The 15942-nt window shown below is 70.5% G+C and carries 13 protein-coding genes and 1 pseudogene; 1 reads left to right on the top strand and 13 read right to left on the bottom strand.

What is annotated here, in order from left to right:
- Nucleotides 1–8: 8 nt before the first annotated feature.
- The 9 genes and pseudogenes from I847_RS27055 to I847_RS0106845 form a co-directional block, all read right to left on the bottom strand.
- Complete coding sequence (locus tag I847_RS27055) at nucleotides 9–161, bottom strand: hypothetical protein (RefSeq protein WP_196804500.1); 153 nt, start codon at nucleotides 159–161, stop codon at nucleotides 9–11.
- A gap of 235 nt (nucleotides 162–396) precedes the next feature.
- Complete coding sequence (locus tag I847_RS0106880; protein WP_028049117.1) at nucleotides 397–2226, bottom strand: DEAD/DEAH box helicase; 1830 nt, start codon at nucleotides 2224–2226, stop codon at nucleotides 397–399.
- A 98-nt stretch (nucleotides 2227–2324) separates the two neighbouring features.
- Nucleotides 2325–2669, bottom strand: a pseudogene (locus tag I847_RS22345) (DUF3039 domain-containing protein); the annotation flags it as partial.
- 84 nt (nucleotides 2670–2753) lie between these two features.
- Complete coding sequence (gene nagB, locus I847_RS0106870) at nucleotides 2754–3536, bottom strand: glucosamine-6-phosphate deaminase (RefSeq protein ID WP_028049116.1); 783 nt, start codon at nucleotides 3534–3536, stop codon at nucleotides 2754–2756.
- A complete protein-coding gene (locus tag I847_RS22340; RefSeq protein WP_231384122.1) occupies nucleotides 3536–4522 on the bottom strand; it encodes an ROK family protein in 987 nt (328 codons plus the stop codon). The genes nagB and I847_RS22340 overlap by 1 nt, the downstream gene beginning before the upstream one ends.
- Before the next feature lie 2 nt (nucleotides 4523–4524).
- On the bottom strand, nucleotides 4525–5478 hold the full coding sequence (locus I847_RS0106860; RefSeq protein WP_081680560.1) for a carbohydrate ABC transporter permease: 954 nt from the start codon (nucleotides 5476–5478) through the stop codon (nucleotides 4525–4527).
- Nucleotides 5475–6470: a carbohydrate ABC transporter permease gene (locus I847_RS0106855; RefSeq protein ID WP_081680557.1), complete on the bottom strand. Its 996-nt coding sequence runs from the start codon at nucleotides 6468–6470 to the stop codon at nucleotides 5475–5477. Before I847_RS0106855 ends, I847_RS0106860 begins: the two co-directional genes overlap by 4 nt.
- Before the next feature lie 118 nt (nucleotides 6471–6588).
- Nucleotides 6589–7941 (bottom strand): extracellular solute-binding protein, encoded by a 1353-nt coding sequence (locus I847_RS0106850; RefSeq protein ID WP_028049113.1) that lies wholly within the window; start codon nucleotides 7939–7941, stop codon nucleotides 6589–6591.
- Nucleotides 7942–8026: 85 nt separating this feature from the next.
- Nucleotides 8027–9202 (bottom strand): ROK family transcriptional regulator, encoded by a 1176-nt coding sequence (locus tag I847_RS0106845; RefSeq protein ID WP_028049112.1) that lies wholly within the window; start codon nucleotides 9200–9202, stop codon nucleotides 8027–8029.
- Nucleotides 9203–9440: 238 nt separating this feature from the next.
- On the opposite strand from I847_RS0106845, the gene I847_RS0106840 reads away from it, so the two are divergent.
- A complete protein-coding gene (locus tag I847_RS0106840; RefSeq protein WP_231384120.1) occupies nucleotides 9441–10481 on the top strand; it encodes an LLM class flavin-dependent oxidoreductase in 1041 nt (346 codons plus the stop codon).
- Between the two features lie 390 nt (nucleotides 10482–10871).
- On the opposite strand, the gene I847_RS0106835 is transcribed toward I847_RS0106840, so the two are convergent.
- The 4 genes from I847_RS0106835 to I847_RS0106820 form a co-directional block, all read right to left on the bottom strand.
- Entirely contained in the window at nucleotides 10872–12467 is a 1596-nt protein-coding gene (locus tag I847_RS0106835; protein WP_028049110.1) for an HNH endonuclease signature motif containing protein, read from the bottom strand.
- A gap of 666 nt (nucleotides 12468–13133) precedes the next feature.
- Complete coding sequence (locus tag I847_RS0106830) at nucleotides 13134–13835, bottom strand: response regulator transcription factor (RefSeq protein WP_051274543.1); 702 nt, start codon at nucleotides 13833–13835, stop codon at nucleotides 13134–13136.
- Nucleotides 13835–14971: a sensor histidine kinase gene (locus tag I847_RS0106825; protein ID WP_028049108.1), complete on the bottom strand. Its 1137-nt coding sequence runs from the start codon at nucleotides 14969–14971 to the stop codon at nucleotides 13835–13837. Before I847_RS0106825 ends, I847_RS0106830 begins: the two co-directional genes overlap by 1 nt.
- Before the next feature lie 92 nt (nucleotides 14972–15063).
- The gene (locus tag I847_RS0106820) at nucleotides 15064–15942 is read right to left on the bottom strand and encodes a PfkB family carbohydrate kinase (protein ID WP_028049107.1); all 879 of its coding nucleotides are present in this window, start codon (nucleotides 15940–15942) and stop codon (nucleotides 15064–15066) included.

Raw genomic sequence — 15942 nt, 5'->3', positions numbered from 1 at the left:
CCCGGGTGCTATACCCGACGACCCCGACCGACCAGCCCGAGGATCAGGCTGATCACCAGTACGGCGATGCCGATCCAGATCAACCAGTGAGCGGCCGTGACGGCGACACCGAGGATCAGGAGCACGACACCGACGATGATGAGGATGAGCCAGCTAGGCATGAGGGAGCCTTTCGGTTCGAGTCACCGTGCCCGGTCCCCGGGGGTACCCGGGCCGTTCGGCGACACCAGAAACGCTGCCAGGACTGCACGTGATTCGCCCGCTGAACGCCGAGTTGCGCAGGGCCCCCGGCTGTGGGTGGTCGCACGTCCAGCGCGCTGACCTGCGCAAACACGACCTTCACAGGCTGTCCACATTGCGAGACGCCCCTTGTGTTTCCGTCGCCCGAAGGGGTGACTACTTCTTCCCGACGAACCAGCCCCGGACCATGGCGACCCGATCGGTCAGCTGGTCAGGGTCTGCAAGGGCGACCTCCGGTCCCCCGCAGCGCCGACGAAGCTCGTTGTGCACCGACCCGTGCGGCTGCCCGCTCTTGCGCGCCCAGGCACCCACGAGCTGGGAGAGCTCCTTGCGCAGCTCGGCCTGCTTGCGGTGGTCCATCGGCGCGGCTTCCTCGACCGGCGCCCTCTTGCGACCGCTCAGCTGGTCGGCCTGACGCTGGCGCAGGAGCGCGGACACCTGGTCGGCATCGAGCAGGCCGGGCAGTCCGAGGAAGTCGAGCTCCTCGTCGGACCCCATCTCCGCGCCGGTCCCGAACTCGCCACCGTCGAACAGGACGCGGTCGAACGACGCCTGAGCCTCCAGGGCCTCGAACGCACCCTGCTTGCCGTCCGGTCCCACCGCGTCAGGACCGTTGCGCTCGGCGTTCGCGGCCTCCATCAGGGCTTCCTCGGGGTTGAACCCCTCGCCCAGCTCCTCGGCGGTCTTGGGGCGGTCCAGCGCGTGGTCGCGCTCGAGCTCGAGGGTGTTGGCCAGCGCGAGCAGCTGCGGGACGCTCGGCAGGAAGACCGAGGCGGTCTCTCCGCGGCGCCGGGCGCGCACGAACCGGCCGACGGCCTGCGCGAAGAACAGCGGCGTGGCGGTGCTCGTCGCGTAGACGCCGACTGCGAGCCGCGGGACGTCCACCCCCTCGGACACCATGCGCACGGCGACCATCCAGCGCGAGGTGCCTGCGGAGAACTCGTCGATCCGGTCGCTCGCACCGTCGTCGTCGGAGAGCACGACCGTCGGCGACCTGCCCGTGAGCCGCGCGAGATGACCGGCGTAGGCGCGGGCGTCCGTCTGGTCGGTCGCGATGACCATCGCACCCGCGTCCGGGACTGTGCGTCGAACCTCCGTGAGCCGGCGGTCGGCGGCAGCCAGCACGCTCGGGATCCACTCACCCTCGGGGTCGAGCGCCGTCCGCCACGCCTGCGCGGTCATGTCCTTGGTGAGAGCCTCACCGAGACGTGCGCTGATCTCGTCGCCGGCCTTCGTCCGCCAGCGCATCGAACCGCTGTAGGACAGGAAGATCACCGGCCGCACGACGTGGTCGCGCAGCGCGTCGCCGTAGCCGTACGTGTAGTCCGCGACGCTGCGCCGGATGCCGTCGCGATCGCGGTCGTACCGCACGAACGGGATCGCTGCGGTGTCCGAGCGGAAGGGCGTACCCGTGAGCGCGAGGCGTCGTGTCGCACCCTCGAACGCCTCGCGGACCGCGTCGCCCCAGCTGAGCGCGTCGCCGCCGTGGTGCACCTCGTCGAGGATCACGAGCGTGGGCGCCGCAGCGGTGCGCGCCGCGTGCAGCGCAGGCTTGCTGGCGACCTGGGCGTAGGTCACCGCGACGCCGTCGAAGCCGTGCCCGTGCCGACCCTGCGCGTTGCTGAAATTAGGGTCGAGCGTGATGCCGACGCGCGCAGCCGCATCGGCCCACTGCCGCTTCAGGTGCTCGGTCGGCGCGACCACCGTCACCCGCCGCACCACCTTCGCCTCCAGCAGCTCGGTGGCGATCCGCAGCGCGAACGTCGTCTTGCCCGCACCAGGCGTGGCCACCGCGAGGAAGTCCCGCGGGTTGCTCACGCGGTACTGCTCGATCGCCTCCGCCTGCCACGCACGCAGCTTGTTCGCCGTCCCCCACGGCGCACGGGCGGGGAACGCCGGCGGCAGCTGGGAGGCGGCAGAGGACGACGCGTGGCTGCTCGTGACAGAAGCGGACGGGACGACGGACGGGCGCGGGGCGGCCGTCACGAGCCGCCGTTGGTCGAGCCGGCCGACGAGCCGAACGTGCCGGTCGAGGTGGCATCGCCCCCGGAAGCACCGGAGTCGCCCGAGCCACCGGACGGGTTGCGGCCGAAGCCCCAGCGCCGGCCGCCGGACTTGCCCTCGCCGTTGCTGTCGCCGTCCTGCGGCTCGCGCAGGCCCTCGTAGATCTCCTTGCACATGGGGCAGACCGGGAACTTGTTCGGGTCCCGACCGGGCACCCAGACCTTGCCGCAGAGGGCGATCACGGGCTTGCCGGTGAACGCGGACTCCGTGATCTTCTCCTTGCGCACGTAGTGCGCGAACCGCTCGTGGTCCCCCGGTTCGACCTGCTCCGTCGTCTCCTGGCGTTCCAGGACACTGGTCGACGTGCCCTGGTCCGGTCCGGACGGGTCGTCGGGCGCGGAAGGCATCGGGAACGGCTCACTCATGGCGTCGAGTGTACGTGGCGGTTCCGACACGAGCCCGGCCCGACGCCGCCGTTCGCACGCGTCCGGAGGGCAATGTCACCCGCGTCAGAGACCCTGCCACGCCGGCTTCGCCAGATACGTCTCCCGGTAGTAGTCGGCGAGCTGCAGCCGGCTTGCGGCGGCGTCGTCGACGAGGACCGTGACGTGCGGGTGGTGCTGCAGGATCGTCGCGGGCCACATCGCACTGACCGGGCCCTCGACCAGCTGGTGCACGGCCTCGGCCTTGCCCCTGCCGGTGGCCAGCAGCACGATGTGCCGGGCCGACATGATCGTCGCCAGGCCCTGGGTCAGGCAGTGCGTCGGCACCTTGTCGACGTCGCCGTCGAAGAACCGCGCGTTGTCCTCGCGGGTCTGGCGCGTCAGCGTCTTGATCCGGGTGCGCGACGCCAGGGACGACCCGGGCTCGTTGAACGCGATGTGGCCGTCGGTCCCGATCCCGAGGATCTGCAGGTCGACACCGCCGACCGCCGCGATCGCCTCCTCGTAGGCGCGGCAGGCGACCACGAGGTCCTTGGCCAGTCCGTCAGGCCCCTGCACCGCACCGGGGGCGAGATCGACCCGGGTCGCGATGTCCTTGTCGATGACGTTCCGGTAGCGCTCCGGGTGGTCCTCCTCGAGGCCGACGTACTCGTCGAGCATGAACGCCCTGGCACGCGCGAACGACAGACCTTCCTCGTCGTGCCGACGAGCGAGCTCGTCGTAGACGACCAGCGGGCTGGACCCGGTGGCCAGCCCGAGAACCGCGTCGGGCTGCGCGCGCAGGAGGAGCGCGATCGCGTCCGCGGCGAGCCGTCCCAGCTCCGGAGCGGGACCGATGACGACCTCCATCAGAAGTACTCCCCTCGTCCGAGCAGCGCCGCTCCGACCGCGCCGACCGGCACGTCCGCGGGTGCCAGGCTGACGCGTGCGGGCAGACCCATCGACGCGAGGAACGGCGACGCCCCGGCCTGCCGCTCCAGCTCGGCACGCACCGCCCGCAGCAGGGGCTGCCCGAGCGCGCTGACGCCGCCGCCGATCACGACGATGTCGACGTCGGTCGTGAGCACGAGGATGCGCACCGCCGCGGCGACCGCCCACGCGAACCGGTCGCGGACCTCGATCGCCCGGGGGTCGCCGTCCGCGGCCGCGCTGAACAGCTCGGCGGGCGCGGGTCGGCCGAACGTGCTCGGCCACGCGACGTCGAGCGCCGATCCGGAGGCGTACTGCTCGAGGCAGCCCAGCTGACCGCACTTGCACGGCAGCCCGTCGGGGACCAGCGTCAGGTGGCCGATCTCACCGGCACCTCCGTGCGAGCCTCGCCGCAACCGGCCCTCGAGCAGCAACCCCGCGGCGAGGCCGGTGCCGAGCGCCAGGAAGGCGACATCGTGCACGCCGTGCTCGCTGGAGGCCTGTGAGCCGTCGACCGTGTGCGCAGCGCCGACGACGGCGACGGTGAGGTCGTTCTCGACCCGCACCTGAACGCCGAGCCGCTCGGACACGAGGGAGGCGAGCGGCGTGCTCTCCTCGATCCCGAGGTTCACCGCGTGCTCGACCAGGCCCTTGTCGGCGTCGACGACGCCGGGCAGCCCGATGCCGACACCGGCGAGCTCGGACACCGGCAGCCCCACGCGGCCGGCGAGGTCCTCGACCACCGCGACGGCGACGTCGACGAGCCCTTGCACACCCGTGGCGCTGGCGAGCCGGACCTGGTGGCGCACCACGCCGTCGCCGTCGAGCGCCACACCGAGCACCTTGGTGCCCCCGATGTCGAGCCCGACCGACCACGGGCGCGGCCCGTCGGCCGACGCGAGCGTCGGAATCCCCTGCAGGCTCACCGTCAGCCCTTCACGGCACCCGACACGAGGCCGGACGTCAGTCGACCCTGGACGAACAGGAAGAAGATGATCACCGGCACTGCGATGAGCGACGACGCCGCCATGACCTGGCCCCAGTCGATGTCCTTGGTGGAGCTCGTCTGGACGAAGCCGCGCAGCCACAAGGGCAGTGTCCTCGAGGTGTCGGTCTGCAGCACCACCAGGGCCACCGTGAACTCGTTCCAGGCCTGAAGGAACGCGAACACGCCCGACGCGATCAGTCCAGGGGCGAGCAGCGGGAACGTGATGCGCAGGAACGCCCGGGTGCGGCTGAGCCCGTCGACCATGGCCGCCTCCTCGAGCTCGGCGGGCACGCCGGCGACGAAGCCGCGCAACATCCAGATGGTGAAGGGCACCACCGCGGCGACGTAGATCATCGTCACGCCGATCACCGAGTTCATCAGGTGCAGCGAGCCGACCAGCTTGTACTGCGCGATGAACAGGCCCTCGGCCGGGAGCATCTGGATGAACAGCACCGCGAGGATGAACGACTTGCGACCCCTGAACTTGAACCGGCTGATCGCCAGGGCACCCAGGAACGCGAACATGATCGTGATGATCACGGTCAGCACCGTCACGGCGATGCTCATCCGGAGCGCGGTGTAGAACGTGCCCGACTCGAGCACGGCCCGGTAGTTCGCCAACCGGGCTCCGGTCGGGAAGAAGATCGGCTTTCCCGACGAGAGCCGCACGTTGGGCAGCAGCGACGAGCTGATCATGAAGTAGACGGGGAACACCCAGGCGAGGGCGACGCCGACACCGACCAGGCTGAGCACGACCTTGGTGACCGACCGACCCGAGATCCGACTGCGGTTCGGGACGGTGGCCGCATGTCCGGCGCCGGCCGAGACGCCGGTCAGCCCGCCGCTCGCCCCGCCCGTCGCCAGGCCGGTCGTGATTCCGCTGAGCTCACTCATGATTCGTCCTCCCGGAGCAGCGTGCGGACATAGCCCCAGCTCAGTGCGATCGTCAGCACGAGCACGAAGATGGAGACTGCCGACGAGAGACCGAAGTCACCCGATCCGATGCCGAGCTGATAGATGTAGGTGCCGAGGAGGTTGGTCTCGCTCGGCGTGCCGCCGGCGTCCTGCAGCAGCTTGATCTGCGCGAACACCCGCAGGTCCCAGACGAGCTGCAGCAGCAGGACGATCGCGAGGACCGGTCGGACGATGGGGAGCGTGATCCCCCAGAAGCGCTGCCAGCCGTTCGCACCGTCGATCGCCGCGGCCTCGAGGACCTCGTCGGGAACCTGCGTGAGACCCGCGAAGACCGAGAAGGCGACGAACGGGACGGCGCCCCAGACGACGATGACGGCGGCGACGAAGAAGAAGGAGAGCGGGTTCTCGAGCCAGCTGTGGCCGACGAAGTCGAAGCCCATCTGGGTCAGGACGTAGTTGACGGCGCCGCGGCGGTAGTCGAACAGCCAGCGCCACACGGTCATCGACGCGACGACCGGCATCGCCCAGGCGAGCAGCATCGTGATCTGCAGGAACAGGCGGACGGGCTTGTGGACGTTCTTCATCAGCAGCGCCACACCGACACCGAGCACCATGGTGGCGGCCGCACAGACCACGCAGAACACGATCGAGCGGACGATCACCTCCCACAGGTACGGGTCGGTGACGAGCTTCGCGTAGTTGTCCAGGCCGACGAACTTGGCGGGAAAGCCGAACTGCTGCTTGAGCCCGAACTGCTTGGTCGAGGTGACGACCTGCCAGAAGAGCGGGTAGCCCAGCGCCAGCGCGAGGATCGCGATCGACGGGATCAGCAGGAGGTACGGAACCTTCGGGGTGCGCCGGCGGCGCAGGACCAGCGGGGCGGGGACCGGCGCCGTGGTCACCCGAGAGGCGGCTTGCGGGTCGTCGTCCGGTGCGCGGACGTCGCCGTCGTGCCGGGTGCTGCGGGACATGCGTCGTCTCCTTCGTACGCCGACGGCGTGGCCTCGGGTCGGTCGGACCCGGTGCGGGTCGGTGGGTCCGCGGGCCCCGGCTCGTGGCCGGGGTCCCGCGGACCGTCCAGCAGGTGGGTCAGCTGGCCGTGCCGTTGAGGATCGGCGTTGCCTCGTCGTCGAACGCCTTGGCGGTCGCCTTGATGTCCGCACCCTCGGAGATCTTCTGGAAGAACTCCTCGAGCTTCTTCGAGTTCTCGAGCGACGCCCAGCCCGGGGCTGCCGGGGTGAGCTTGGCCGAGAGAGCCGAGTCGACGAGCGCCTTGGCGAACTGGTCGGTGCCCAGCGAGTCCGTGTAGGTCACGTTCGACGGGCCGAGGCCGTTCTTGCCCATGAGGTTCTGGAACTCGGGCGTGTAGAACAGCTTGAGCAGGTTCTTGGCGAGCTCGGGGTGCTTCGTCGCAGCCGAGATGCCCACGTTGGAGCCGCCGGCGAAGACCGGAGCAGCACCGCCGTCGACACCGGGCAGCGGGAAGACGCCGAACGTGTTGTCGTTCCAGACGCGCTTGTCGTCGACCAGGTCACCGATCGACCAGTGCGCCCAGCCCGGCGCCATGATGGTGGCGGCGTCGAGCGAGTACGGCGTGACGGTGCCGTCTGCCGCCTTCACGGAGTCGGCGTCGTTGATGTGGTTGTACGTGTTGGCGTCCGTCGCGTCACGGGGAGCCTTGGAGGCAGACTTCCAGATCTCCTGCAGCTGCTCGAGGCCCTTGATCGACTTCGGGTCCGACATCGTGGACTTCCACTTGTCGCCGTCCTTCACGGCAAGCTCGCCGCCGTTGGCGAAGATCCAGGAGATGGCGTTGCGCCAGTCCTGGCCACCGATCCAGAAGCCGGAGAGGTTCGGGATGGCCTTGGGGTCGGCCGCGGCGATGGTCGCGACGTCCTTGTTGTAGTCGGCGAGCGTCGTCGGCGGCTCCGTGATCCCGGCCGCGGCCCACAGGTCCTTGCGGTAGAAGACGTACCGCGAGCCGAAGTAGTACGGCAGCGTGAAGTTCTTGCCGTCGACCTTGCCGGCCTCGACGAAGCCGGGCAGCAGCTTGTCGCCACCGAGCTCGTCGTACATGTCGGAGATGTCGAGGAACGCGCCGACGTTGGTGAACGTCGAGGACTGCGTGTTGCCGATCTCCGTGACGTCCGGAGTGTTGCTGGCGTCGGGCAGCGACGTCGTGAGCTTGGTGACCAGGTCACCCCAGGGCTGGTACTCGATGACCAGCTTGGAGCCCGGGTTCTGGGACTCGAACGTCGTCTTGAGGTAGTCCTGCATGTCCTGGGGCGTGTCCTTCTCGGTGCCCGCGAACCACAGCTTGATCGTGGCCGCTTCGGGCGTGCCCGAGGCGCTCGGCGTGTCCGACGACGAGTCGCCGTTGCTGCAGGCGGCGAGCGCGAGCGTCGCCGCCACGCCGACGGCCGCGAAACGTAGGATCTTCACGTTGGGGTTCCTCCCGTGAGCGAGACGATCGCCAGACGGCGTCGCCGGGGGTTTCTTCCGACCTGCAGTAGCCGGCTGGGGGTCGTCACGAGACCCCCAGCTGGCCTGACAGGACGAGGACGGCCGCACCTGCGAGCGCCCCGTCCTCGTCGAGCGATCCCATCCGCATGGCCAGCCCGTGCCCGATGACAGGCATGGTCCGCGCGCGGACGGTGGTGAGCGCCGCGTCCCGCAGAGGTCCGTCCAGCAGCTCCGGCGGACCGGAGAGCAGGACCTCGGCGAGGTCGAGCGCACTGACGACCGGTGCCAGGGCGATGCCCAGCAGCCGTCCGACCGACGCCAGTGCGGCGTCGGACTCTTCAGGGTTGAGACCCGCGATGCGGCGGCGCAGGGCCGGCACGCTCAGCACGGTCTCGAGGCAGCCGGAGCGGCCGCAGGCGCAGTCGAGCGCCGGCACGTCCCGCAGGTCGCCGTCCAGCACGGTCAGGTGGCCGATCTCGCCTGCGGCGTGGTGACGTCCCAGCACGAGCGCACCGTCGACGACGATCCCGGCACCGACGCCCTGGCCGACCGTGACCACCATGCAGCCCGAGCCGGCGGCCGAGCCGTAGGTGAACTCGCCGAGCGCGCGCGTGTTGGCGTCGTTGGCGACGTGCACCGGGACACCGAGGCGCTCGGAGAGCCTGCCCCCCAGCGGGACGTCGTACCAGCCACGGTTCGGGGCCTGGACGACCGTGCCGTCGAGGTCGATGACGCCCGGCGAGGCGATGCCGACGCCGATGACGGGCCGGGTCGCGGAGGCGAGCAGGTTGCGGCACAGGGACTCGAGCAGGTCGACGGCGGACTCCCCCGTCCGCCCCTCGAGGGCCACGGACTGGCGGAGCACGACGTCACCCACGAGCGTCATCACCGCACCGTGGAGGCGGCTGTCGTCCGTGAGGTCCACGGCGACGATCTGGAACGCCTCCGTCCGCATCCCGACCAGGGTCGCCGGCTTGCCGACCTTGCCCTCGCTGCGGATGCCGAGCTCCTCGACGAGCCCCTCGCTGATCAGGACGGCCATCAGACCGGAGACCGTGACACGGGTCAGACCCGTGCTGCGAGCAATGTCGGCGCGGGATGCGGGACCGACGTGGAACAGGTGCCCGAGAACCAGCGACCGGTTGTGCGCACGTGCGTGCTCGGGGAGCACCTTGCCGGTGGGCCGCAGGGCCCGACCGACTCCCCGTGCCGCGGCGGGCGGCTGTGTGGTCGCTGTCACGTTTGTTAGTAGACGTTCCTTACTAATCGCTGTCAACCAACTCCCGTGACCGTGATCACATCGTGACCCGACGTTCACACGTCCGTTTCGTCCGATGACTTGTGGACCGGCGCCGCGTGATCGCTCACACACGGTTCGCGCCCGGTGCTTCTCTGACCTGCACATCTGTCGTCGAACCCGGTCGACCTGCGGGAACACGGCGATCACTCGATGCGTTCGCACGAGAATGGAACTCGGGATGTACACGTTCGGCGACGTCCACCCCGACCCCGTCACCGGCGAGGTCACCAGCCCGGGCCAGCGCATCCGTGACGTCCTCGAACGCATCCGCCTTGTCGAGGAGGTGGGCCTCGACTACGTCGGGATCGGCGAGCACCACCGGCCCGACTACGCCATCTCGTCGCCGTCCACGGTCATCGCCGCGGCACTCGCCCAGACCTCCCGGATCACCGTGGGCAGCGCTGTGACCGTGCTGTCCACCGAGGACCCGGTCCGGGTCTACCAGCAGTTCGCGACCATGGACCTGCTCTCGCAGGGTCGTGTCGAGCTGCTCGCGGGACGCGGGTCGTTCATCGAGTCCTACCCGCTCTTCGGGGCGTCTCTGGACGACTACGACGAGCTGTACGACGAGAAGATCCGGCTGCTCCTGGAGATCGACGCCGCCGAGCGCGTGACGTGGACCGGCCGGTTCCGGCCCGCGCTCGACGACGCGCTGGTCCTCCCCCGTCCGTTCGACCGCCCCGGTCGCGGACCGCACCTGACCATCGCCGTGGCCACCGGTGGCAACCCGCAGTCGTCGGTCCGCGCCGGCGTGCTCGGACTGCCCGTCAGCTACGCGATCATCGGCGGCCAGCCGGCGTCGTTCGCTCCCCTGGTCGACGTCTACCGCCGCGCGCACGAGCAGACCGGGCACGACGCGACCGCGCAGTTCGTCTCGGTGGCAGGCATGGGCTACTTCGCCGAGGACGGCAAGGCCGCACGGGACTTCTACTACCCGTACTGGCTCGAGTCGATGCGCCGGATCTCCGCCGAACGCGGGTTCCCGATGCCCAACCGGATCTCGTACGAGTCCCAGGCCTCCCGCGGCGGGGCCTACTTCGTCGGGGAGCCGGAGCAGATCGCCGAGCGGATCGTCGCCCTGCACGACGTGCTGCACCACGACCGTCAGTCGTTCCAGATGGACCTGTCCGGGGTGCCGCAACGCGAGTCGCTGAAGTCGATCGAGGTGCTGGGCACCCAGATAGCTCCCCTGGTGCGCGAGGCGCTGGGCACGGCCTGACGAGCGGCCCGCCGTGCGGCGAGCCACATGGAATCGACGCGCCAGGCGGGCGTCCGTCCGCTACTCGCTCTCAACCGCCCCGGCTCGCTCGACCGACCCCGGCTCGCTGAACCGACCCCGGCTCGCTGAACCGACCGCGCTCGCTCAACCGACCGACCGCGCTCGCCCAACCGACCGCGCTCGCCCAACCGACCGCGCTCGCCCAACCGACCGCGCTCGCCCAACCGACCGCGCTCGCCGAACCGACCGCGCTCGCCCAACCGACCGGGCTCGCCCAACGACCGGGCTCGCCCAACCGACCGGGCTCTCCCAACCGACCGGGCTCGCCCAACCGACCGACCGCGCTTGCCCAACCGACCGCGCTCGCTCAACCAACCGACCCGGGCTCGCTCAACCAACCGCTGTCACCAGGTCTCGACCGTGGCGATCGACGAATCGCCATCTCCCGCCAGCTCCTCGGCACACCTCGATCCCCCGGTCGTGGACTACCTGGTGGTGGTGCCAACAGATGAGCGCCCCGGTCTGGACGTTGGTTTCCCCGCGGTCGCGGAGCCAGTGATCGGTGTGGTGCACCTCGGACATCGCGGGCGGTGCGGAACACCCGGGGAACTGGCAGAACCTGTCCCGCGCAATGATCGCGCGCCGCTTCGCTCCGGTGTAGGTGCGCTCGGCACGCCCCACATTGAGCACCACGGAGTCCGCGCCGAACACGACCCGGGTGATCTGGCTGTCGCACGCCAACCGCGCGAGCACCGAGTCGGGGATCGGCCCGGTCCCGATCAGCTCGGCCACCGAGAACCTCTCGATGTCGACCACTCGTTGGCCACCATCTCGGTCGACATCGATCACCACCGGCGAGTCCGCCTCCCGTCCGTGCGGCGGATCCGCCGCGTCCCAGCCGGGCGGCGAGTCCACGTCGCATCCGAGCGGCGAGTGCACGTCGCATCCGAGCGGCGAGTGCACGTCGCATCCGAGCGGCGAGTGCACGTCGCATCCGAGCGGCGAGTGCACGTCCGGCCTGTGCCGTGAGTCCACATCCATTCTCTGCGCGGGATCGTCGTATGCCATCTCGCTGGACGCTGGCCTTGGCGATGAAGAGCGCAGGGCCTTGAGTGGACCGTCTTCAGGTGCACGTGCGTCTCGGCCAGATCCACGTGTCGTCTCGGAGCTCGAGCATGAGTCGAACGCGATGGCAGTCGACTCGCCATCCGAGCGCCCGGAGCACTCGGAGCACCCGCTCGGCCGTGCCGTCACGCGATCGGTCACCTCTCGCGCGAGGGCGCGGTTGAGCGTCGCCAGATCGGTGACCACCGTGAGCTGTGGTCTGTGGTCGCCCGTCGCGCCCGTGAGGTCGCGATCCAGGACGGTGCGCACCACGTTGTTGAGGGCGGTCGCACGTCGTCGACCTGCGGGCTGCCCCGCCTGGTCGGCTGAGCGACCAGCCATCGCCTCCAGCGCGGCGGTCAGGGCGTGGCCATGATCGGTGCTGAGGAAGCCGCTCAGGTGCCAGCCGTCGGTGGTGTTGGCGAGATCGAGGAACTCGCGCGCCGACGCCTCCCGATAGCCACGCTCGTCGGCGTCGGGGTCTGCGTGGCTGGCCCACCGACGGGCGAGGACGCGGAGCTGACCGACCGACAGTTCCCGAGCATGCTCGACCAGGAACGCCTCGCCGCAGTCCTGCGCGGACGCGGCGAGGGCGGCCTTGCGCGCCGGGGTGGTCGTCACCGTCGCCAGGACGTGCGCCGCCTCGATGCTCACCTCACCGGAGACGGCCTCGACCGCGGTCACCGGAAGGTCGTCCCGCAGCGCCCGACCCAACCGGACGAGGCGCGCGGCCTGTCCGTGCGAGACGCGACCGTTCGCTGCCACCCACGTGGTGACCGACCGCGCACCCTCGAGCGACCACCAGCCGTCGGCCTCCACGATCGGCATGGCGCGTGCAGCGACGGCCGAGAGCCGACCGGCGAGGGCGAGGGCGCCCGTCACGATGGACGCTGCATCGGCCCTCTCAACCCTGGGACATGCCGTCGGATCGGCCAGCCCAGCCAACCGGTCGACGGCCTCGGCGAGGGCAGCAAGGGCGTCCTGAACGTGGTTGCGCGAACGCGGCCCAATGCTCGTCATTTTGCCGCCTCCCGCCGGCCGGTGTGGAATGTGATCCGCGATTTCCGCTGGGGATCATTGTGCACCCGACCACTGACACGGGTCCGCGACGATGATGTTCATGACCTGGACACATGCCGGTTCGCCGGGCTGCGAACATTGCGCATTCCATGCGTCGAGCCGTCCACAGCCCCCGAGTCGACTGGCGTATTGGCGACGTTGTGGAAAATGCACTCCGCCGCTCACGATTCGATCAGAATGGCGCTGGTGCACTTTGCATCCGACCGCGACGATGGGAGTTGAGTGGACAGCCGAACACGCACCGCGTCGTCGCGAAGCGTCCGGTGCAGGCGTCACCCAGGCGACGAACGCCCGGCGCTCCGTCCGGCGCGACCGACACTCCGCCTTCAACCGGCCCTACGCTCCGTCCGGCCCTACCGACACTCCGCCCTTCAGCCGGCACGACCCTTCAGCCGGCCCGACCGACACTCGGCCTTCAACCGGCACCGACCTTCGCTCCCCTCGAGCCGGGCGCGACTGACAGCGCTCTCAGCCCTTCAGTCGGCCCGTCTCGTACGCCCACATCGCCAGCTCGACACGGTTTCGCACCCCGAGCTTGCCCATGAGGCTTGCGAGGTGGGTCTTCACGGTGCTCATGCTGATGTGCAGCTCGTCGGCGATCTCTGCGTTCGTCCGCCCCCGCGCCACCGTGATGAGCACGTCCTCCTCGCGACCGGTCAACGGCGTGATCGGCTGGGAAGGCGGACCGCCACGCGCGTCGGCGAAGACGGCGAGCAGTCGGCGCGTGATGCTCGGGGCGATCAGGGCGTCCCCGTCCGCGGCCGCGTGGATCGCCTGGACCAGGAGCTCCGGGCCCGCGTCCTTGAGCAGGAACCCGCGGGCTCCGGCCTGCAGCGCGCCGTGGACGTACTCGTCGAGGTCGAAGGTCGTGATGACGACGATCGCCATCGGCTCGGCGACGGCCGGTCCGGCGAGCTGGCGGGTCGCCTCGATGCCGTCGATGCCCGGCATCCGGATGTCGAAGAGGCACACGTCCGGCCGCAGGCTGCGGGCCAACGCCACCGCGGACCGCCCGTCGACCGCCTGACCGACCACCTCGATGCCCGGCTGGGCGTCGAGGATCATCGACAGTCCGGTGCGGACCAGCTCCTGGTCGTCCGCCACCAGGACCCGGATGCTCGTCGAGGCGCTCCCGGCGGTGCTCGTCGCGGTGCTCGTCGGCACGCTCATCATCGGGACGCTCCTGACTTGGGCAGGACGGCGTCCACCGTCCAGCCGCGTTCCGCGCCGGGACCGGCCGCGAGGGTTCCACCGAGCAGGGCGGCCCGCTCCGTCATGCCGATCAGCCCGTAGCCGGTCCAGCCGCGCCCGGTCACGTGCGGTTCGCCGTCGTCGGTGACGACGAGCCGGACGGTGTCGTCGGATCCCGTCACGTCCACGGTGATCCGGGTGGCGTGCCGGGCATGCCGCACCGCGTTGGTGATCGACTCCTGGGCGAGCCGGTACACGGCGGCCCCGACGGTGGGTCGCAGGTCGTCGAGGGGCCCCCGCAGCGAGACGGCGACAGGAGGTACCGAGCCGAACGCGAGGCGCTCGATGTCGTCCACTCCGCGCTGGGGAGCGAGGTCGACCTCGTCGCCCTCACGCAGCGTCCGCACCATGAGCCGCATCTCGCTGAGCGCACGGGTCGCCTCCGCCTCGATCACGCCGAGCGCATCCAGCGCGGCGGTGGGGTCCGAGGCCGCGACGACCCGGCCGGCCTGCGCGCGGATCGCGATCGCGGAGACGTGGTGCGCGACCGTGTCGTGAAGCTCCCGCGCGAGCATCTCGCGCTCCCTGAGCTTGACCTGGTCCGTCTCGCGCAGCCGCGCGGTCGACGCCAGCCGGACGACACCGCCGAGCACGCACGGGAAGAGGAAGAAGACGGCCTCCCCGACCGTCTCGCCGATCGTCGTGTAGTGGGCGGAGACGCCGGCCACGCCCGTGAGCACGATCAGGACCATGCCGAGCGTGACCTCCCGACCGCTCCCCCAGCGACACAGCGCATAGGACAGGACGAGGATCGAGGTGGTCGTGTAGAACCCGATCGAGTCGTCGAAGCGGGACCAGCTCGCGATGTTCACCGCGAGGACGGCGCCGTACGCCACCCCGACGGCGAGCAGCGGGCGCGTACGACGGAACAGCAGCGCACCGATCGCGAGCAGCGCCATCGGGATCGACACCGGCAACCACACGATCGCGCGGGTGGCCAGCTCCACAGCCGAGAGCACCAGCAGGATGCCGACGAGCCACCAGTCCCGCCAGACGCGCGCCGGCGCGCCGGGGCTGCGGGGGGCGGCCCAGAGGCGACGGAGGGCGGTGATCACGTCTGCAGCCTAGGCATCCGCGCCTGACCTGCGGATCGGCCGATCGAGGTGGATCTGGTCGGCCGTTCGGACGAGGTCGGGACCGCGGCTCCTCAGTGCCCGACCCAGCCGAGCGCGCCGCGGTGCCGGACCGACTCGGACGCCTGCTGCACCCCGTCGCGGATGGCTTCGAGGATGTCGACTTCCCGGGCCAGGGCCGCCGCGATCGCACCATGCAGCACGTCGCCTGCACCGAGGGTGTCGACGACGTCCCCGACCGGGACGACGGGCGGCAGGACCTCGGACCGGACGACCGGCGAACCGCTGAGGCGGATCTGGACCGGACCGGCACCGGCCGAGCGCGCGACGGTCCGCGGACCGAAGGCGGCAACCACGTCCAGGACGTCGCCGTCGAGGGTGCCGGGCACCGCGAAGTCAGCCGAGAGCACCGCGTGATCGACGTGCGCGAGCAGCCGTTCCAACCCGGGCTTCCAGCTGCCACCGTCGAGCAGCACAGGGACGGCAGCGCCAGCGGCGAGCACCGCGGCCGCTGCACGGTGGTGACCGTCGACGAGCAGCGCGGTCGCGTCGTCGAGCACGTGGGCGACCGACCGCGCGGCCTCCTGCAGGTCGGCGGTGCCCGTCGCGTTCACCGAGACCACGGCCCGCTCACCGCTCGACCGCGTCACCAGCACGGTCGAGACGGCCGGCGACCCGAGGACACCGTCCAGCAGGTCCACGACCTCGATGCCCGCCGCGACGAGTCGCGCGCGCACCAGCTCGCCGACCGACCCTGCCCCGAGGGCGGTCACGAGCGTCGTCGGCACGCCCAGCGCGACTGCCGTCGCCGCGGCGTTCGCGGCCGGACCGCCGAACGTCACGGTCAGGTCCTGGGCGACCAGCTTTTCGTTCGGTCCCGGGACATGGTCGACCACCTGGACGACGTCGAGGGTGGCAAGCCCGCAGCAGACGAGGTGGGCGGCAGAGCTCAT

This window comes from Cellulomonas sp. URHD0024, from assembly GCF_000426185.1.
Taxonomy (GTDB): domain Bacteria; phylum Actinomycetota; class Actinomycetes; order Actinomycetales; family Cellulomonadaceae; genus Cellulomonas.
This window is presented reverse-complemented; position numbering and strand designations above follow the sequence as displayed.

Bases quoted from the DNA above. Each gene is read 5' to 3' on its own strand.
- I847_RS27055 (WP_196804500.1), bottom strand. From the start codon at position 161: ATGCCTAGCTGGCTCATCCTCATCATCGTCGGTGTCGTGCTCCTGATC.
- nagB (WP_028049116.1), bottom strand. From the start codon at position 3,536: ATGGAGGTCGTCATCGGTCCCGCTCCGGAGCTGGGACGGCTCGCCGCG.
- I847_RS0106860 (WP_081680560.1), bottom strand. From the start codon at position 5,478: ATGAGTGAGCTCAGCGGAATCACGACCGGCCTGGCGACGGGCGGGGCG.
- I847_RS0106855 (WP_081680557.1), bottom strand. From the start codon at position 6,470: ATGTCCCGCAGCACCCGGCACGACGGCGACGTCCGCGCACCGGACGAC.
- I847_RS0106840 (WP_231384120.1), top strand. From the start codon at position 9,441: ATGTACACGTTCGGCGACGTCCACCCCGACCCCGTCACCGGCGAGGTC.
- I847_RS0106830 (WP_051274543.1), bottom strand. From the start codon at position 13,835: ATGAGCGTGCCGACGAGCACCGCGACGAGCACCGCCGGGAGCGCCTCG.
- I847_RS0106820 (WP_028049107.1), bottom strand. From the start codon at position 15,942: ATGAGCTCTGCCGCCCACCTCGTCTGCTGCGGGCTTGCCACCCTCGAC.